The 19843-nt window shown below is 35.0% G+C and carries 21 protein-coding genes; 3 read left to right on the top strand and 18 right to left on the bottom strand.

Annotated features, from left to right (window positions below; translation table 11 throughout):
- Positions 1-7: 7 nt before the first annotated feature.
- From BLS98_RS10800 to atpB, 12 genes are all read right to left on the bottom strand, one after another.
- Positions 8-457 carry a hypothetical protein gene (locus BLS98_RS10800; protein ID WP_089736358.1) on the bottom strand — a complete coding sequence of 150 codons (450 nt, stop codon included), beginning with the start codon at positions 455-457 and terminating at the stop codon, positions 8-10.
- Between the two features lie 15 nt (positions 458-472).
- On the bottom strand, positions 473-1636 hold the full coding sequence (locus BLS98_RS10795) for a methylmalonyl-CoA mutase family protein (protein WP_089736357.1): 1164 nt from the start codon (positions 1634-1636) through the stop codon (positions 473-475).
- A 69-nt stretch (positions 1637-1705) separates the two neighbouring features.
- A complete protein-coding gene (locus BLS98_RS10790; protein ID WP_068943509.1) occupies positions 1706-2062 on the bottom strand; it encodes an FtsB family cell division protein in 357 nt (118 codons plus the stop codon).
- A gap of 6 nt (positions 2063-2068) precedes the next feature.
- Entirely contained in the window at positions 2069-2683 is a 615-nt protein-coding gene (gene udk / locus BLS98_RS10785; protein ID WP_089736355.1) for a uridine kinase, read from the bottom strand.
- Between the two features lie 515 nt (positions 2684-3198).
- Positions 3199-3504 (bottom strand): ATP-dependent Clp protease adaptor ClpS, encoded by a 306-nt coding sequence (locus BLS98_RS10780; protein ID WP_089736353.1) that lies wholly within the window; start codon positions 3502-3504, stop codon positions 3199-3201.
- Between the two features lie 11 nt (positions 3505-3515).
- Entirely contained in the window at positions 3516-4874 is a 1359-nt protein-coding gene (locus BLS98_RS10775) for a hemolysin family protein (RefSeq protein ID WP_089736352.1), read from the bottom strand.
- A gap of 270 nt (positions 4875-5144) precedes the next feature.
- Complete coding sequence (gene atpG / locus BLS98_RS10770; RefSeq protein WP_089736349.1) at positions 5145-6008, bottom strand: ATP synthase F1 subunit gamma; 864 nt, start codon at positions 6006-6008, stop codon at positions 5145-5147.
- Positions 6009-6085: 77 nt separating this feature from the next.
- On the bottom strand, positions 6086-7663 hold the full coding sequence (atpA, locus tag BLS98_RS10765) for a F0F1 ATP synthase subunit alpha (protein WP_089736347.1): 1578 nt from the start codon (positions 7661-7663) through the stop codon (positions 6086-6088).
- A gap of 16 nt (positions 7664-7679) precedes the next feature.
- Positions 7680-8219, bottom strand: coding sequence for an ATP synthase F1 subunit delta (gene atpH, locus BLS98_RS10760; protein WP_089736344.1), 540 nt, complete (start codon positions 8217-8219; stop codon positions 7680-7682).
- Between the two features lie 2 nt (positions 8220-8221).
- The gene (locus BLS98_RS10755; protein ID WP_089736342.1) at positions 8222-8716 is read right to left on the bottom strand and encodes a F0F1 ATP synthase subunit B; all 495 of its coding nucleotides are present in this window, start codon (positions 8714-8716) and stop codon (positions 8222-8224) included.
- A 103-nt stretch (positions 8717-8819) separates the two neighbouring features.
- Positions 8820-9038 (bottom strand): ATP synthase F0 subunit C, encoded by a 219-nt coding sequence (locus BLS98_RS10750; RefSeq protein WP_007844726.1) that lies wholly within the window; start codon positions 9036-9038, stop codon positions 8820-8822.
- A 51-nt stretch (positions 9039-9089) separates the two neighbouring features.
- Complete coding sequence (atpB, locus tag BLS98_RS10745; protein WP_089736339.1) at positions 9090-10217, bottom strand: F0F1 ATP synthase subunit A; 1128 nt, start codon at positions 10215-10217, stop codon at positions 9090-9092.
- Positions 10218-11045: 828 nt separating this feature from the next.
- Here atpB and ffh point away from each other — a divergent pair.
- On the top strand, positions 11046-12407 hold the full coding sequence (ffh, locus tag BLS98_RS10735) for a signal recognition particle protein (protein WP_076550211.1): 1362 nt from the start codon (positions 11046-11048) through the stop codon (positions 12405-12407).
- Between the two features lie 80 nt (positions 12408-12487).
- Here ffh and BLS98_RS10730 read toward each other — a convergent pair whose 3' ends face one another.
- The 6 genes from BLS98_RS10730 to BLS98_RS10705 form a co-directional block, all read right to left on the bottom strand.
- Complete coding sequence (locus tag BLS98_RS10730) at positions 12488-13147, bottom strand: OmpW family outer membrane protein (RefSeq protein WP_089736334.1); 660 nt, start codon at positions 13145-13147, stop codon at positions 12488-12490.
- 17 nt (positions 13148-13164) lie between these two features.
- Positions 13165-13815, bottom strand: a complete 651-nt coding sequence (locus BLS98_RS10725; protein WP_089736333.1) for a porin family protein — start codon at positions 13813-13815, stop codon at positions 13165-13167.
- Positions 13816-13893: 78 nt separating this feature from the next.
- On the bottom strand, positions 13894-14553 hold the full coding sequence (locus tag BLS98_RS10720; protein WP_089736331.1) for an outer membrane beta-barrel protein: 660 nt from the start codon (positions 14551-14553) through the stop codon (positions 13894-13896).
- A gap of 434 nt (positions 14554-14987) precedes the next feature.
- Entirely contained in the window at positions 14988-15485 is a 498-nt protein-coding gene (locus tag BLS98_RS10715; protein ID WP_089736329.1) for a hypothetical protein, read from the bottom strand.
- Between the two features lie 144 nt (positions 15486-15629).
- Entirely contained in the window at positions 15630-16301 is a 672-nt protein-coding gene (locus tag BLS98_RS10710; RefSeq protein ID WP_089736327.1) for a porin family protein, read from the bottom strand.
- Positions 16302-16416: 115 nt separating this feature from the next.
- Positions 16417-17376 (bottom strand): PhoH family protein, encoded by a 960-nt coding sequence (locus tag BLS98_RS10705; RefSeq protein ID WP_089736325.1) that lies wholly within the window; start codon positions 17374-17376, stop codon positions 16417-16419.
- A 132-nt stretch (positions 17377-17508) separates the two neighbouring features.
- On the opposite strand from BLS98_RS10705, the gene BLS98_RS10700 reads away from it, so the two are divergent.
- Positions 17509-18336 carry an SAM hydrolase/SAM-dependent halogenase family protein gene (locus tag BLS98_RS10700; protein WP_089736323.1) on the top strand — a complete coding sequence of 276 codons (828 nt, stop codon included), beginning with the start codon at positions 17509-17511 and terminating at the stop codon, positions 18334-18336.
- 63 nt (positions 18337-18399) lie between these two features.
- The gene (locus BLS98_RS10695; RefSeq protein ID WP_089736321.1) at positions 18400-19704 is read left to right on the top strand and encodes a dihydrolipoamide acetyltransferase family protein; all 1305 of its coding nucleotides are present in this window, start codon (positions 18400-18402) and stop codon (positions 19702-19704) included.
- Positions 19705-19843: the final 139 nt, after the last annotated feature.

Genomic DNA, 19843 nt, shown 5'->3' with positions numbered 1-19843 from the left:
CCTAAAACTATAAGCCTTTTTCTCTACGCAGTGTTATTACATTTGGAGATGCAGGATCAATATCTGCCGGGGTTTCGTTTTCAAAGTCGAAGAACAGTAGCAATTCATCCTCATTAATAAATTTAATAAGTCCACTTAAAAATTTACTTTCTTCAAGTTTATTATTGAAATCATTGTATGATCCAATCAAATTAAATTTAATTATTTTTTTTGAAAAATCAGCAGTATATTTCACATGTCCAATTTTTCCTTTATTTGGTCCATCAGGAATTACATGATTTCTACCATCAATATTCAATCCTTCAAGCTCTGCTTTTACAAAACCATCGGAAAAAAACGTGAATGAGCCATAGCTACCCGCATCTGTTCCTACCCACTTTCCATACAAATCTTTCTCGGTTTGAGAAAAACATAATCCGAAAAACAATAAAAGGAAAATTAAGAAGCTTTTTTTCATGGTATAATTAATGTTTTATTCAAACATTTCAGCCCAGCGAACGGCTTTTATTTCTTTTTCGTCGTATAAATCTGCAATCGACTTTTTAACGTCTAATTTAGGGTACAGATTGACTCCTATCAGCTTTATTTTCCCTTCTTCTATCCACTGTTGCTCTTCAATAGCATGGTCGTAGATCTTTTTTTGAACTACTCCCTGTTTTAAAAGTTCAAGATAGCCTCCAGCTTCTTCCATTTCAACAAATAACTCCCAAGCCTTGTCTGCAATCTGTTGAGTAACATCTTCAATATAGAAGCTTCCGTTTCCAGCATCTTCAAATACATTGATGATACTTTCATACGCCAGAACAATCTGCTGCTTGAAAGAAATTTCCTCAGAGTTATCTGTACTTCTGTTTACAAGATAATTGTTTGTAAAAACGGCATCTGCCCCACCAATCATTGCTGAAGCTAATTCCAATGTAGAACGGATCAGGTTGTTTTCATTATCAGAAACAGCCTTATTTCTAAGAGAAGTCTCTGCAAAGATGTAAGGAATCTCATCCAATCCATATTCTTTGGAAAGCTGGTTAAAAACCATTTTAAAGGCTCTTAGTTTTGCCATTTCAAAGAAATAATTACCTCCTACGGCAATTCTGAAGATTAATGTATTGAGAATTTCAGCGCCATATACTTCTACCAGCTCTTTTGTTTTTGCCAAAGCAATCCCTAATTGCTGATAGATAGCAGCTCCTGCATTCTGATGCAGTGAAATATCTACACAAATACTTCTTTTGAATCCTTTTGCCAATAATTCCTTTGCCAATTGATCGTCAATTATTGCGTCTTTTTCATTGAAGACGTCAATTAAAGAAAAATATTGATCTTCATCCTGAGGTGTAATATGTCCTGCAAGTTCTTTATTGTTGACAAAGAGGGTTTTCTCGCTCAGATCTTCTACATTCTGATCAAGTAAAAATGCAAATACTTCTTCTTCCAGACTTTCGTGATATCTAGCCACCAAATGGGTACTTTCTTCAACTCTTGGCAGATTTACCAGAGGTTTTTTAACCTCTGTATAGAAAGGTCTTACTTCTATTCCTTCCAGGTTTTCCTTTTCCAGAATAGGATAAATATCCTCTGTTTTAAGCTGTTTTTTTACTAAATTTTCCCAATTTGGAAGTGTAGCGGTATTTGACATTAGTTTTATTTAAATTGTGAATGGGCAATGGCGAATTGATAAACTCTTCCCTATTGACGTATCCTATTATTATTTCTTAGCGACTTTTGTACTGTCGACCACCAAAATGAAGATTTCTTCATTTGGCTTCTTCATAAAATAATTTTCTCTTGCGTATTTTTCCTTTTCTGATTTGTTGTTCATCAATTTTTTATAGAAGGCATCGTTCTTTTCGTATTCTTTTTTATAATACTCCAATTGATCTTCATATTTATGAATCTCACCATTCAGTTCGTTAATTACAAGAAATGAGGTTTTGTCGAAGAAAATCATCCATACCAAAAACAGACAGATCGTAATGGTATACTTATTCAACACATATTTTTGGATAAGTTTGAATGTTTCAGATTTCGGCTGAATGTCTTTGATAAGGTTATTTTCTTCCATTTTTTTTTAATGTTTTTTCAACGAGTTTTTAATAACAGTAGTTAAAAAATCAATGGCTACGGAATTCTGTTTCATATTTGGGATAATAAGATCGGCATCATTTTTAGATGGCTCTATGAATTCCTGGTGCATTGGTTTTAAAGTTGTCTGATAGCGGTGTAATACTTCGCTCAGATCTCTTCCTCTTTCCTGAGTATCTCTTCTGATCCTCCTTATAAGTCTTTCATCAGAATCTGCGTGAACGAATACTTTCAGATCAAATTCTTTCAGTAATTCTTTATTGGTAAGAACCAAAATTCCTTCTACTACCAATACATTCTTAGGTTCTACAGTTACGTGATCTCCTGTTCTGGAATGGGTCACAAAGCTATAAATCGGTTGTTCTATCGCCTCATTATTTTTTAAAGCTTTTACGTGTTTTATCAATAGTTCAAAATCTATTGACTTCGGATGGTCATAATTTAAAGCCTCTCTTTCTGTCAGTGTAAGACCTTGGTTGTCGTGATAATAATTATCCTGTGAAAGGATATTCATTCCTTCGATATCAAGCTGCTGAAGTATCTTATCAACAACTGTAGTTTTGCCCGATCCTGTCCCACCGGCAATTCCTATTACAAGCATTGTTTTTTTGTTTCTTTATAGTTGGTACAAATATACTATTTTAGATAAAATGTGGCAATGCAGAGAGCGAAATTGACCAATTAAGAAATTCTTATCTATTGAAGTTAAAGTAATTAGTCTTTAAAATAGTTGGAATACTGAAAATTGGTTGATTTGGTGAGAAAAAATTGCTTTTATCTTTTAAAAACTACTGTCTTATTTTTTTAATGCCAGGAATACGCGAAGGGTCTATAAAATTGTATGGATATTTTTCGTTCGCAAGAGCATTTCATTCAGCAATATCCTCAATAAAGGGTCTTGGCTAAGTTCTAACGCCTCTGCGAACGGAATTCTTTATTCTTTTAATTAAGAACCTTGCGAACGCTGCGTTAACATAATTTGCAAGAGCAATAAAACTAGGTATCAAATTTAGAATACTTAGATTATGAGATTCCTCCTTCGTCGGAATGACAATACAGAGTATTCATAAAAAAGGTTCACAAAAAAAACCGGCCAATGGCTGGCCGGTTTTTATTTTATACGATTTCACTTGTTAATTCGCGTGAAAGTAATTTTTCGTGCATCGGCTTCAAAAGATCTAGTGAGCCTGTTTTTACGGTACATTTGCCCTTGTAATGAACAAGCATTGTACATTGTTCTGCCTGTTCTAGTGTATGCTTACATATTTCAATCAGGCTGTCGATTACATAATCGAAGGTATGAACATCATCATTATGCAGCACCAGTTTGTAGACTTCATCCGTATCATCCAGTACAAGAACTTCTTCCTCATACTGACGTTTCGGATCTTCGTAGTCTTTTATCGTATTATAAAAATTCATTCTTAGTTGTTTTAAACTTCACCAATTTTTTCTGCTAAACTATCAATAGCATTGGGTGCCTGATATATCAATTCAACGAGTTCCACACTCTTATTGTTCATTTTCAGAATTTTGAAATGATAATCATCCAGATCAAATTCCTGGTTTTCTTCAGGAATATCTTCTAGTTCATAAAGGATAAATCCTGCTAATGAGTTGTATTCACTTTCTTCGGAAAGAGGAAGTCTTTTGGGTAAGAATTCATTGATTTCATCCAGAGGTTGAGTTGCCTGTACCCAATAGGTATTATCAGCAATTTTATCAACAATCTTTTCTTCCTCATCTTCTTCATCCTGAATTTCTCCTACAAGCTCTTCCAGAATATCTTCAAGGGTAATAATACCTTCTGTTCCACCAAATTCATCAATAACGATAGCAAGGTGTTGTTTTTTCTGTTGGAAAATTTTCAATAAGTCTGAAACTTTCTTGCTTTCTACTACGAAAAAGGCATCACGCATCAGATCTTTAAGATCCTCATGGTCTAAAGCTCCTTTTCTTTTAACAAATTCTCTTATAATTTCCTTCGTATAGAAAATACCGATTACATTGTCAATAGAATCAAGATATACAGGAATACGGGAGTAACCGCTATCCATAATGGTATTAATAATATCGTTCACATCTTCTTCAAAGTCGATGGAAGTAATATTCTGTCTTGGAACCATGATCTGTTTTGCAGAGTGATCTGTAAAATCAAATGCATTTTTAATGATTTCGTAGTTCTCTTCTTCAATTTCACCACTGTCTGCACTTTGTTTTACCAAAAGCTGAAGCTCTTCTGTAGAGTGGATTTCCTGCTCTGAAGCGGGGTGAATTTTGATCAGTCTTAAAAAACCATTAGACATGGAGTTCATCAACCAGATAAACGGTTTGAAAATCGTGTAGAAAACTCTCAACGGTACAGCTGTAGCCATTGTTGTAGCTTCTGATTTTCTGATGGCTATTGATTTTGGGATAAGTTCACCAAATACAATATGCATAATAGTAATCAACACAAAACTAGTCACCACTGAAATGGTAGTAATTGTTGTTTGGGTTAATTCTACATTTAAAGAGTGAAATATGTTTTCAACAATATGATGCAGGGCACTCTCTCCTACCCAACCAAGGGCAAGGGATGCCAATGTAATTCCTAATTGTGTAGCGGAAAGATATTCATCCAAATGCTTGATGATATGTTCTGCCTGTTTTGCCATAGAATCCCCTTCTGCGGCTTTTAATTGAATTTGAGAGTAACGAACTTTAACAATTGAAAATTCTGCGGCTACGAAGAAGCCATTTAGTAATACAAGAAATAAGGCCAGCAAAAGCCTGACTATGTCCGAGTCCATTTAGAAGTTGTATAAATTTTATTAAGTACAAAGATATGCAAAATAAAAATAACCTGAATCCGAGATAGATTATTTCAATAGGGGAATTTTTGACAAGAAAATTGACTTCTTAAGACCTATCTATTTCGCAATAAAAAAAATAATTGGATATCCTTTTCATTTCTATACAAAAAGATGTCTTTTTGGGTGCTTAATTGTGTTTTTTAACCTTTAAAAACAAAAAAAGCACCGATAAGATCGATGCTTTTGATTGTATGTTAAAATAATTCTTTACGAATTTTTCAAAGCTTCTGCTCCGGAAACAATTTCCAAGATTTCATTGGTAATTGCAGCCTGTCTTGCTTTGTTGTAGAAGATCTTAAGATCATTTCTCAAAGCTTCTGCATTATCTGTAGCTTTGTGCATTGCAGTCATTCTAGCTCCGTGCTCAGATGCTACTGAATCTAAGATTGCTTTGAAAACCTGAGTTTTGATAGACTTTGGAATTAAGTTATCCAAGATCTCGGCTCTGTTAGGTTCAAAGATATAATCTGTTTCAACCTGTGGTTCTGTAGTTTCAGGCATTGAGATGGGAAGAAGCTGCTCTGTAGTTACTTCCTGAGTTGCAGCATTAACGAATTTGTTATAAATAACATAAACTTCGTCAAATTTACCTTCTTTGAAGCTAGCCATTACTCCTTCTGTAATATGCGCAACAGCATCAAAGTTTAAGTTATCATAAACAGAACTTCCATTAGCATATACTGAACGACTTCTTCTTACAGCATCATATACTTTTTTACCTACAGGAAGAACTTCAATCTCATATCGAGAATTGTTCTGGTACTGAAGGTTAAGCTCTTTTACAATTGAAGAGTTAAAAGCTCCCGCAAGACCTCTGTTTGAAGTAACAGCGATGAAAAGTATTCTTTTAACCTCTCTTTTCTGAGCATATACAGAAACCTGGTCAGGATCAGAGCTAGAATTTACATTCTGGATAAGCTCCTGTAATTTTTCAGAATAAGGTCTTAACATTACGATTGCGTCCTGTGCTTTTTTAAGTTTCGCAGCGGAAACCATTTTCATAGCACGTGTAATCTGCATCGTAGATGAAATTGACGTAATTCTGCCTCGTATTTCTTTTAAGTTTGCCATTAATTTGGGTTCAAAGTTTAAGGTCTAAAGTTTAAGGCTTAAAACGTTATATTTTAAACCTTAAACATTGAATTTTATTAGTTGTATTTAGAAGCTAAATCGTTAGCTGCCTGCTTAAGAACACCTGTAATATCGTTATCGATTTTTCCAGCTTTGATAGCAGCCATTGTATCTGGGTGCTTAGATTTTAGGAACTCGATATATTCGTGTTGGAATTCTTTAATCTTGTTCAATGGAACGTTTCTCATTAAGTTTTCTGTTCCAGCATATACGATCGCTACCTGACTTTCTACAGGAAGTGGTGCATTTACCGGCTGCTTAAGGATCTCCACGTTTCTTTCTCCTTTAGAGATAACTGCTAAAGTAGAAGCATCAAGGTCAGAACCGAATTTAGCAAACGCTTCTAGTTCTTTATATTGAGCCTGGTCTAATTTAAGAGTACCAGAAACTTTTTTCATTGATTTGATCTGAGCATTACCTCCTACTCTCGATACAGAGATACCTACGTTGATTGCAGGACGAACCCCTGAGTTGAATAGATCAGACTCCAAGAAGATCTGTCCGTCAGTAATAGAGATTACGTTTGTAGGGATATATGCAGAAACGTCACCAGCCTGAGTTTCGATGATTGGAAGAGCAGTTAATGAACCACCTCCTTTCACGATTGGTCTAAGAGATTCTGGCAAATCGTTCATTTGCTTAGCGATGTTATCATCAGCAATTACTTTTGCAGCTCTTTCCAATAGTCTTGAGTGAAGATAGAAAACGTCTCCAGGGTAAGCTTCACGGCCCGGTGGTCTTCTCAATAGTAGAGAAAGCTCACGGTAAGCAACAGCTTGTTTAGATAAATCATCATAAACGATAAGCGCTGGTCTACCAGTGTCTCTGAAGAACTCACCGATAGAAGCTCCGGCCATTGCAGAATATACCTGCATTGGAACTGGATCTGATGCATTAGCTGCAACGATTACAGTATAAGCTAAAGCTCCTTTATCAGAAAGGGTTTTAACGATTTGTGCTACAGTAGAAGCTTTCTGACCGATAGCAACATATATACAATATACTGGTTTACCAGCATCAAAGAATTCTTTTTGGTTGATGATCGTATCGATCGCAACAGTAGTTTTACCTGTTTGTCTGTCACCAATGATAAGCTCTCTCTGACCTCTTCCTACAGGAATCATCGCATCAATTGCAACGATACCAGACTGTAAAGGTTCAGTTACTGGTTGTCTGAAGATAACTCCAGGAGCTTTTCTTTCTAATGGCATTTCGTATAAATCTCCTGTGATAGGACCTTTACCATCGATAGGGTTACCAAGAGTATCAACTACTCTTCCTAACATACCTTCTCCTACTTTAATAGAAGAGATTCTGTTTGTTCTTCTTACTGTATCCCCTTCTTTTACTAATTTACTTTCACCAAGTAGAGCAACACCTACGTTGTCTTCTTCAAGGTTAAGTACAATACCTTCTACATCACTAGAAAATTTCACCAACTCTCCGTATTGTACGTTTTCTAACCCGTATACACGAGCAATACCATCACCGATGGTTAAAACTGTACCTACTTCCTCAACGTTTGATTGAGTATCGAAGTTGGCCAATTGCTGTTTTAAGATCGCAGATACTTCTGCCGGATTTATTTCTGCCATTGTATGGTTGTTTTTCTTAATTTAATTGGAAATCTTTTTTAACTTGGTTCAATTTGGTCTTCACAGACGCGTCTACCTGCTGGTCTCCTACTCTTAGGATATATCCACCTAAAATATCTTGGTTGATGATGAGTTTCAAATCGAAGTTTGAATTGGCATTCACCAAGTTGGTAGATCTTAGAATCTGATCAATATTCTCTTTAGAAAGCTGAGTAGCGGTTGTAAGCGTTACTCTCTGTACTCCGTTGATGTCTTCAACTTTGTTAATGAATTCCTGAGCGATATTTTTTAATTGGCTTTCACGTCCGTGTTTAATAACCAATTTGATCAAATTCTGGGAAGATGCTGATAAACCTTTGAAAATTTCGTTTGCTACCTCTATTTTCTTTTTTGCATCAATGTAAGGTGTAAGGAAGAATTTGTTCAAATCCTGAGATTCAATCATGATCTTCACTACATCTTTCATTTCAGAAAACACGGCAGCTGTTTGACCTGATTCATTAGTGAAATCAAGTAAACCCTGTGCGTATCTTTTCGCTACTTTAGATGTAAGCATTCTTAGTTAAGGTTAGATTTGTTGATATAATTTTGAACTAATTCGTTTTGAGCTTCCGTGTTATCTAACTTTTGTTTCAAGATAGATTCTGCAATGTTTACAGATAAAGCACCGATCTGAGTTTTGATGTCTGCCATTGCAGCGTTTTTCTCAGCGTTGATTGTTTGCTTAGCAGCTTCAATAAGTTTGTCTCCTTCCGTTTTAGCAACATCTTTAGCTTCACCTACGATTCTGTCTTTAATTTCTCTAGCTTCTTTAAGGATAGCGTCTCTTTCAATTTTAGCTTCACGAATAATTCTTTCGTTGTCAGCTTTAAGATCTTCCATCTCTTTTTTAGCCAATTTAGCTTGGTTTAATGCATCAACGATAGAAGTTTCTCTTTCATTAACAGCATTTACAATTGGTTTCCAAGCGAATTTAGCTAGAAGAAATAATAGGATAACAAAAGTAAGGGTCATCCAAAACAAAAGTCCAATTCCAGGTTCAATAATTCCCATATCTGTAAATTCTTTTTTTAAATGTTATTTTATGGATTGTTTTTTTAAAAATTCTTAGCAGCAGCCAACCGCTTTACTGCTAAGAATGTTTTTTGAGGATAGATTACTTGATGAAAGCACCAAAGATGATCGCGATAAGACCAGCACCTTCAATAAGACCAGCAGCAATAAGCATTGCTCCTTGAATCTTACCAGCTTGTTCTGGTTGTCTAGCGATAGCGTCCATTGCGTGACCACCGATTTTACCGATACCTAGACCTACACCTAGTACTGCTAAACCGATACCTACGTAAATTAATCCTGCTCCTGTTGATAAATCCATAATAAATAAATTATATTAGTTAAAAAATTATTTTTAAATTCTTTCTTTTAATTAGTGAGCGTGTTCTTCGTGACCGTGCTCATGTTCGTGCTCTGCAACTGCGATTCCGATAAATAGTGCGGATAATACAGTGAAGATATATGCTTGCAATGCTGCTACCAATAATTCCAATACTGAAACGAATAACGCTAAAGGTACAGATGCAAATCCTAATAATGGAGTTTTGAAAATGAAGATCAATGAAACGATCGCCAAGATCATAATGTGTCCCGCTGTAACGTTAGCAAAAAGTCGCATCATTAAAGCGAAAGGCTTTGTAAAGATTCCGATAATCTCAATTGGAACCATAATTGGGTACAATAAGATTGGAACCGGTGGCATAAAGATGTGTTTCCAGTAATCTTTATTCGCACTGAATAATGTAATTAATAATGTAATAACTGCTAATACTGCTGTGATTGCAATGTTACCTGTAAGGTTAGCTCCAAAAGGGAAGAAAGGAATCAATCCAAAAAGGTTGTTAATCCAGATAAAGAAAAATGCAGTTAATAAATAAGGCATATATCTTTTATATTTAACAGACCCGATGTTTGGAATAGCCACTTCGTCTCTAATAAATACAATCACTGGCTCCATAAATTTCCCAATACCTTTTGGAAGTTGTGATTTTTTATAATTTCTCGCCATTCCTATGAACACTACTGCCATAAAAAGAACTGACAAGAACATTGAAGCTGCGTTTTTTGTTACTGAAAGATCAAAAAACACTTCGTTTGATTTTTGCTTTCCACTGATGATTGAAAATAATGTAGCTTTTTCAACACCTTTAGTAGAAACTACCTGCCCGTGTTCTAAAGTATACCCATCATGTTCGTGTCCGTGAGCAATACTACTAGAAAGAAAAGTATGCCAGCCTTCATTATCCTTGATGATAACAGGCAAAGGGATAGAAACGTGATGTTCTTCACCACTGTCATCTTTTGTAGTCCATAAATGCCATTCATTAGAATCACCAATGTGCTCCATGATCATCGTGGTCGCATTGAAGCCGTCTTTCGCTTCTTTGTTCTCTACTTTTTCCGCTGATTTCTCTCCTTCAGATTCGTGTTGAGCAGAAGCTAAACTGCTTATAAACACAAATAAAAATGCGAAAAATAATGAAGAAATTTTTCTGTTCATATCTCTTTTTTAATCGTGTGCAAATATATCGATTTTATTAAACTTTACCAATACTAAAAATTGATTTTTATCATCAAAAAAATCAAGACTTATTAATGAGTTTTATTATAGGTAAATAAATAAGGAATGATGCGATAAGAAAACAGATCACTATAAAGAGAAAATTAGCCTGTGTTTTTTCTATTATTATTAAAGAAATAACAAGCCAAATCAAGTCCTTAGAGAGGTTAACGACCAGAAATTTCATTCCCGCATCCTGTTTACCATATAAATACTTTTTAAATATTATATATACTATTATATTAAGCAATGCTATTAATAATACAATAATAAAACTATCAAGAAAATTCATGCTGCAAAAATAGGATTATAATTTTTGAAACAAAAGAAATATGAATTCTTCTATATTATAAGGTTGGAAGCTGGAAGAGGGATGATGGAAGTTACTATTGTGTCATAATAGTAGATTTCACTTTTTTTATTAAAATATCCTGTAACTTTTGGATAGCTCCGCAAACATTTCATCTGCTAATCGCCCTACTTACAAGTCCTTTGTTCCCATCTTCATTAAATCCGTTAAAAAAAATACAGCTCATTTTATAAACTAATAAAACTTTTCTTCTTCCAGCTTCTAACTTAAAAAAATACTTTAAAAACGATCTAAAAAGAATGCTGAAAACAAACACATTTCATTTTATTGACTAATAAAACCTCCCTTCTCCCCGCTTCCAGCTTCCAACTTCAATCAAATCCATATAATATTAAGTCTATCATACTCAGGTTTCTTAAAAATTCCTTATTTTTGCAAACCTATAATTTACAATAAATATGTTTAATAGTTTACAGGATAAATTAGACAAGGCATTACATAATATTTCCGGACGTGGAAAAATTACCGAAATCAATGTAGCGGAAACCGTAAAGGAGATCCGTAGAGCATTGGTGGATGCCGATGTTAACTATAAAGTTGCAAAAGATCTTACTAAAAGAGTTCAGGATAAAGCTTTAGGAGAAAACGTTCTTACTTCCCTTACTCCGGGACAGTTGATGACGAAAATTGTTCACGACGAGCTTGTGGATTTGATGGGAGGTTCTCAGGAAGGGATTAATCTTTCAGGAAAACCATCTGTAATCCTTATTGCAGGTCTTCAGGGTTCTGGTAAGACTACTTTCTCCGGAAAACTTGCTAATTATTTACAAACAAAAAGAAATAAAAAACCTTTATTGGTAGCTTGTGACGTTTACCGTCCTGCAGCCATTGACCAGCTGAAAGTATTAGGAGGACAAATTAATGTTCCTGTTTATACTGAAGAAGGATCTACAAACCCTTCTACTATTGCGGAAAATGCAATTAACTTTGCAAAGGCTAACAACCACGATGTAGTAATTGTGGATACAGCAGGTCGTTTAGCAATTGATGAGCAGATGATGAACGAGATCAAGTCCGTACATTATTTCATCAAGCCACAGGAAACTCTTTTTGTAGTAGATTCCATGACAGGTCAGGATGCTGTGAATACAGCTAAAGCCTTCAACGATGCTCTGAACTTTGACGGAGTTGTTTTAACTAAATTAGATGGTGATACAAGAGGTGGAGCTGCTTTAACAATCCGTTCTGTAGTTGAAAAACCAATCAAATTTATCTCTACTGGTGAGAAAATGGAAGCTCTTGATCTTTTCTACCCGGAAAGGATGGCCGACAGAATCTTAGGAATGGGAGACGTTGTTTCCTTAGTAGAAAGAGCTCAGGAGCAGTTTGATGAAGAAGAAGCTAAAAAACTTCACAAGAAAATCGCTAAAAACGAGTTTGGTTTTGACGATTTCTTAAAGCAGATCAATCAGATCAAGAAGATGGGTAACATGAAAGACTTGATGGGAATGATCCCAGGAGTTGGAAAGGCTATCAAGGATGTTGAGATCAGCGATGATGCATTTAAGCACATTGAAGCAATCATCTACTCTATGACCCCGGAAGAAAGAAGAAAACCTTCTATCATCAATACGCAGAGAAAGAACAGAATTGCAAGAGGAGCAGGAAGAAAGATTGAAGATGTAAACCAATTGATGAAGCAATTCGATCAGATGGGTAAAATGATGAAGATGATGCAGGGACCTCAAGGAAAGCAAATGATGCAGATGATGAGCAAAATGCCAAATATGCCTGGAATGGGTGGAATGTTTGGAAAATAATTCAAAAACAATCTAATCAAAATATAAAATCCGACTCAAAACTGAGTCGGATTTTTGTTTTTTACCTTTAAATAAATTGATTATTTGTCAGATTTCTGAGCTTTACCTTTAATAAAATAAGAGAAACCAACATTCACACCGAAAGTCTTAACATTTGTCTTAAACTCTGTATTCATAATGGTTTCTTTACTTGAAAACTGGTCATAAGAAATCCCTAGATTGACGCCTAAGGATGAAGTTGCCATGTAAGTAACTCCTCCTTTTACTTTCCACGCTAAACCGTCTGTAGTAGTCTCTGTATCTCGCATTAATGAAAGATCAACCCCTTCATTATTGATGTCTTGGTAAGCGGAATACTTTGTCTTATTGGAAGCATATCCAATCCCTGCCCCTAAAAATGGTACAAACTTAGTGGAATTTGTAAAATAGTAAGTAGCTGTAGGCATTACAGAGAATGTAGAGTTTGCAACTTTCATACCTTGATATTTCGTGGTAGTATTAACAAATCCTAAGTCTATCCCCACCGCTAATTTATCAATAACAAAATATCCTACAGAAGGAGTAATTGAAAAGGTATTTACTTTAGGTCCGTCAACAGAATGACTTCCTGTTTTTACAGTAGTTGTATTGTTATTAAACCCCATTCCAGTGTTTCCACTGATTACCCAGTCCCCTTTAGTCATTTGGGCATTAGAAAGCCCGAAAAGTGCTACTGCACTTGCTAATAATAGTTTTTTCATGATTATTAATTGAATTATTAGAATTTATATCCTACTCCAAGTTGCAGGAAGTTCATTTTTAGTTTTTCACCATCAACAGGGTTCTTTATCATATTCGTCAGTCCGAAACTATAACGAGCATCTAAAAACAACCCTTTATAAACAGTATAATCTCCCCCAAGGAACAGACCGAACTCTGTAGACTTAAGTCCATTATCAAAAGAGTCTTCCATATATCTTTCCCCTTCATTTAAAGCAGCCTGATTAGAAGCAGCTCCACTAACTTCCATCTTCACTTTTGTATTGGTTCTAAAGCTCACATACGGACCAGCATAAAGCCCCAGTTCAGGCGTTGCGTAATATCTTGCTGACACAGGAATTACAAGTCTGTTAAAGTTAATTTTTTCTGTTACTGTAACACCATAAGCGCTCACAACAGCCTTACCTCCCAGATTTGCATATTCTAATTCTCCCTGTACTGCAAACTTATTATTGAATTTATGTTCTACCAATCCTCCAACATAAAAGCCAGATTTTGATTCCATATTAGCTTTGATACCTCCTACTTCAAAACTATCATCATTAGAATTCAATGTTGATAAAGCATAACCTGCTTTTACACCAAATTTCGTCTGTGCATTAAGCCCTGCAAATAAAGCAATTGCAGATGCTAATAAGATTTTTTTCATGATTATTAATTGATTTTTTTTATATGTGAAAAAAGCCCCAAGAAAATCTTAGGGCTTTATTGCTATATGCTTTGTTTATTATTTTGCAAATACATACTTAACTCCGAAAGTTACAGAAGATAAGTTTAATCCGAAGTTATAGTTGTTTGTAGCCTCACCATCTTTTGGCTTATAGTTGCTATAACCGAACTCACCGATAGTAGCTTCAATTGACCAGTTCTTGTTTAAGAAATAATCTAAACCTGGCTTAATAGTTACACCAATTTTAGTGTATTTAGCTTCAGTAGTAATTGAGTGTGTAGTTGTAGGAGCTCCAACTGTAGTAGTTTCGTCATTATTCTCAACTTCAGTTTTTCCAAACTGCATTGGCACTGCTAATTGTCCGAAAATATATAATTTTTCAGATAAAGTCCAGTATTTTCTTACGAAAGGAGCAACAACAAAAGCTGGCTTCTTAGTAATATCTTTGCTTACAGTAGTTGAAGTAAGAGTAGATGATGTAGATCTTTCAGTTTCTTTTTCAGTCTGGTAACCAACACCTAATCCAACAGCTAAGTTTGTGTTTACAAAGTATCCAACTGTAGGTAATACGTTGAAGTTTTCTTTTTTGTAATCACCATTATTGCTTTCTTCTTGAGAATAACCAACAGATCCTGATAAATATGTAGTTCCTTTAGCAATCTGAGCATTTGATAATCCGAAAAGTGCAACAGCACCCGCTAATAATATTTTTTTCATTTTAAAAAATTTTAATACTTTCTGGAGGCAAATTTACAGTGGTATCCACTAATATTAAAATTTGTTAATGTGATTAATATCATTGTTAAAATTTAAGGTTTTACAATAATAAATCATATCAGAGAGAGTCTTTTGATTTTTTCACAATATTATGAATAAAAAAATCTCAATTTGGCACCCAGAGCCTAATATGTTTAGTTTTTAAAATTTAGAGGTTTTAGTAAAATCATTATAATTTGGGAAAATAATACAAAAACAGTCTTGTTAAAATGTTAATTTTTAAGGAATTAAGTTTTAAAAATTAAACAAATGTTTATAATTTGAAGTTGATTTTACCTCCCAAAGTGATACAACAGAGCTAGATAGCTAATATTCTGGTTCAATAAGAAACTCCGGCCAAAGGCCGGAGTTTCTTATGTTATTTCAACATATTCTTATTTAATAAAGAAGTTGTATCCTAAGTTAACAGCACCTACATTCCAGTCTTCTCTGTACCAACCGTGATCACGTCTGTTGCTGATAGACTGATATCCTATGTATAACTCTCCTTTAGACATCTGGTATCCGAATTTAGGTTGTGCATAGAAGCCACCATCTACACCGTTTTTAGTAGAAATACCATATCCTAAGTCTAATCCCACAAAGATAGGGGCTCCCTTGAACTTATATTTCCCAGAAACTGCTACAGGAATAAATCCGAAATCATCGAAGTGATCTTTTCCGAAGAAGTGAGAGTATCCTGTTGCTACCCCAAGGTCAAAACCTTTAGCAATATTCCACATATAAGCTCCATCTACTCCTAATGTAAATGAAGATACATTGCTTGCATCAGATACAGGAATACCAATATGTCCTCCTAATTTTAAACCTTCCTGTGCTTGAGCAGCACCTCCTAGAAGTGCAAAAGCACCTATTAATAATAGCTTTTTCATTTTTTAAGTTTAAATTTTACGTTCCAAAAATACTAATTATTTTCATCACAGGAGTATATTTATAGGATTCCCATTCTTTAAAACAAAAAAAGCAGGACAAATGATGTCCTGCTTTTTATACTTTTATTTCTTAAATCTTTAGGATTAGTTCCCTCCAAATTTGAAACCTACACCAATTTGAGCAAAGCTATTCTTGACAGAACCTCCACTGTTATCATTGGAAAGGTTTGAAATCCCTAAGCTGTATCTTGCATCAAAGAAAAGTCCGTTTTCCAAAGCATATTCAACTCCTAAGAAAGGGGCAAGGTTCAATGTTTTAATACCACTTTTAATATTACCATCTTTGTAATCGCTATCTTCTGCATCAATCTCTACTCCTAAAAGATCCGATCCAATTACTGTCTTTTGTTTAGCTGTAAGAATAATTCCAACGTTAAGACCAGCAGCAACGGAGAAACCTTCTGTAATGAAATACTTTGCAGATACTGGTACTAAAAGTGTTCCGAAAGTAATTTTAGTCTTCTCTCCAACAAACAATCCGCCTGCATTAACTCCCTCTATATTTTCATTTCCTCCAAGTGGTGAATATAAAACCTCTCCCTGAAGAGCAAATTTATCATTGAATTTATATTCTGCCATACCTCCGATATAGAAAGTATACTTAGGATCCATTTTTCTAGCCGAAAGATCATCCTGCTTATCATCTATTTTGATAGTAGACATTGCAAAACCTGCTTTTGGTCCAAATCTGAACTCCTGAGCACTTGCGTTAATTCCCAACACAGCTACTGCTGCAATTAGTAAAAGTTTTTTCATTGTTAATTAGTTTTTAATTAAGGTTTGCAAAACTAATTATTTTTTTCAAATTAACAAATTTTAAGAGAAAACTTAAGGTTAATAAAAGGTTAACGGAAATTTTATCCATTCAGGATTATTCATTTCTCAGTCGTTTTTCTTCATCATTATAAGCTAAGATAATTTTTCTTACGACAGGGTGTCTCACTACATCTTCCTCTGTAAGATGCACGAAACCAACCTCCTTCACTCCATGCAAGATTCTCATCGCTTCTTTCAATCCGGATTGCTGGTTTTTTGGAAGGTCAATCTGACTTGGATCTCCCGTAATAATAAACTTTGCATTCATTCCCATTCTCGTCAGGAACATTTTCATCTGGGCATGGGTTGTATTCTGCGCTTCATCAAGAATTACAAAAGCATCATCAAGGGTACGACCTCTCATAAAAGCTAACGGAGCTACTTCAATAACCTTTTTTTCCATAAACCCTTCCAGTTTTTCATGCGGGATCATATCACGAAGCGCGTCATACAATGGCTGCAAGTACGGATCCAGCTTTTCCTTAAGGTCTCCCGGTAAGAATCCAAGGCTCTCCCCTGCTTCTACCGCCGGTCTTGTCAAAACAATCCTTTTCACCTCTTTATCTCTTAAAGCTCTTGCTGCCAATGCAACACTGGTATATGTTTTTCCGGTTCCTGCAGGGCCAATGGCAAATACCATATCTTTTTTCTCGGTTTCCTTTACCAACTTTTTAAGATTGGTTGTTTTAGCCTTAATAACTTTTCCGTTGACTCCTTTTACGATGATGTCCTGGTCAAAGATCAGTTGTTTTTCGTTTTCATCTTTAATATTCAGGATATTTTCAACGTCTTTCAGGCCAATTGAATTGTTTTTTGAGATAAATTTTACAATGTCATCCAGTTTTTGTTTCAGTATATCTAAGGCTTCCTGATTTCCCATTGCAAAAATATAATGGTCTCTTCCAGTAATTTTAATGGTAGGAAAGCTTGATTTTATTAAGTTGAAATATTGGTTATTAACTCCATAGAAGATTTTCGCATCGATATCTTCCAGATCATAGGTCAATTCAAACATGCAGTATTTTTATTTTAGATTTTAAAATTAAAGCTTTTTTTCAAATTTATATCAAATTCTTTTCAACAATCTTTCGGGCTTTCTTTTTATTTTAAATAACTTTGCAAGACTACACTATTCTATAAATTGCTCATGTCAATTATTACCCTTACTTCGGATTTCGGAAATTTAGATTACAGAGTTGCCGCTGTGAAAGGCAAAATTCTGTCTCTAAATCCTGAGGTTAATATTATTGATATAACCCACGATATCCAGGCATTCAACCTTATACAAACCTCTTATATTGTAAGAAACGCTTATAAATATTTCCCAAAAGGAAGTATCCACATTATTTCTGTGGACAGTTTTTACCATAAATCGAGAAAAAATATACTTTATAAAGCTGATGGCTCTTACTTTCTGGCCGCAGATAACGGTCTTTTAAGTCTGATCTTCTTTGATATTAAACCGGAAGCGATCTATGAACTCACACTCAACAATCGTTTTGATGATGTGATTAATTTCACTTCTACGGATATTTTTGTTCCTGCAGCAGTGCATCTTGCGAACGGGGGCCTTCCGGAAGTGATCGGAAGAAAAATAGATACTGGTAAGCAGCTCATGTTTCCAAGAGCGGTTTATAATGAGTCTGAAGGAATGATTATTGGTGAAGTTACTTATATTGATAATTTCGGAAATATAATCTCAAATATCAATCAAGATTTCTTTGAAAATATCAGCAAAGGATACAATGGATTTACCATAAAATTCAGAAACCTGAGTCTTTCAAGGATCTTTTCCAGCCATACGGAAGTAGTTTCAGACTGGGAAAGAGAGACAGAATTTCATGGACAGTCCGCAGCAATCTTCAATGACAGTCAGTTATTGGAGCTTACCATCTATAAAGGCAGCAAGAAAAACGGAGCTAAAAGCCTGTTTGGATTGAATGTAGGAGAAAATATCTACATTGAATTCACGTAAAATTATATATTTCATAAAAAAACCGATTTTTTTTATATATTTGTCAAAATCTAAAAATCAAAAATGGCAGAATACAAATTATTGCTTCCTTCCATGGGAGAAGGGGTTATGGAAGCGACAATTATCACTTGGTTATTCAATGAAGGTGATAACGTAAAAGAGGATGACTCTGTAGTAGAAATTGCAACAGATAAAGTAGATTCAGACGTTCCGACACCAGTTTCGGGGAAAATCGTAAAAATTTTAAAGCAAAAAGATGAAGTTGCAAAAGTAGGTGAGGCCATTGCTATTTTAGAAATTGAAGGAGAAGGTTCTGCTTCTGAGGAAGTAACCTCTGAAACACCAGCAGCTGCTCCGGATACTGAAACTTTAACAACTATTGAGCAGCCTTTACAAACTGTAGCTGCATCTAATGTAGAATTCTCAGGAGATCTTTATTTATCTCCGCTTGTAAAATCAATTGCACAACAGGAAAATATTTCTGAAGCTGAACTGAAATCTATCAAAGGAAGCGGTTTAGAAGGAAGAATTACTAAAGAAGATATTTTAGCTTACGTGGCTAACAGAGGAAACCAGCCTGCACAAACTGCTGCTGCCCCTGTAGCATCTAGTCCTAAGCCAGCAGTTTCAGCTCCGGCAGCAACCATTACTGCCGCTGCAGGTGACGAAATCATTCCAATGGATAGAATGAGAAAGATCATCGCTGAAAACATGGTGAAAGCAAAACAAATTGCTCCACACGTAACTTCTTTCATTGAAACAGATGTTACCAACGTTGTAAAATGGAGAAACAAAAACAAAGCAGTCTTCGAAAAACGTGAAGGAGAAAAACTAACTTTCATGCCTATTTTTGTGAAAGCTGTAGTAAAAGCAATTCAGGATTTCCCAATGATTAATGTTTCTATAAGTGGTGAAAACATCATTAAAAAGAAAAACATCAACATCGGTATGGCCACTGCTCTACCAGACGGAAACCTTATTGTTCCAGTAATTAAAAATGCGGACCAGTTATCTCTTTCAGGTCTTGCTAAAGCCATCAATGACTTAGCTTACAGAGCAAGAAACAAGAAATTAAGACCGGAAGATACTCAAGGAGCTACTTATACAATCTCTAACGTTGGAAGCTTTGGAAACCTTATGGGAACACCAATCATTCCTCAGCCACAGGTTGCAATCCTTGCCATCGGAGCCATCGTTAAGAAACCAGCAGTTCTTGAAACAGCTGACGGTGATGTAATTGCAATCAGAAACTTAATGTTCATGTCTCACTCTTATGACCACAGAGTAGTAGATGGTTCTCTAGGTGGAATGATGCTTAAGCATGTTCATGACTACCTTGAAAACTGGGATCTGAATACAGAAATATAAGTAATAAGTAATCAGCAATGCGTAATTTACTTCCTGCTGATTATCTAAAATACAAAACCTTCGATTTTTAATCGGAGGTTTTTTTATGCCACAATCTGATATATTTTTGAATGAAAAGTAATATAGCCAGGGTTTAAAT

Origin of the sequence: Chryseobacterium jejuense, assembly GCF_900100075.1 — a bacterium.
In the GTDB taxonomy this organism is placed as follows: domain Bacteria; phylum Bacteroidota; class Bacteroidia; order Flavobacteriales; family Weeksellaceae; genus Chryseobacterium; species Chryseobacterium jejuense.
Note: the sequence above shows the minus strand (reverse complement) of the source record. Positions and strands in the feature narration are given on the sequence as shown.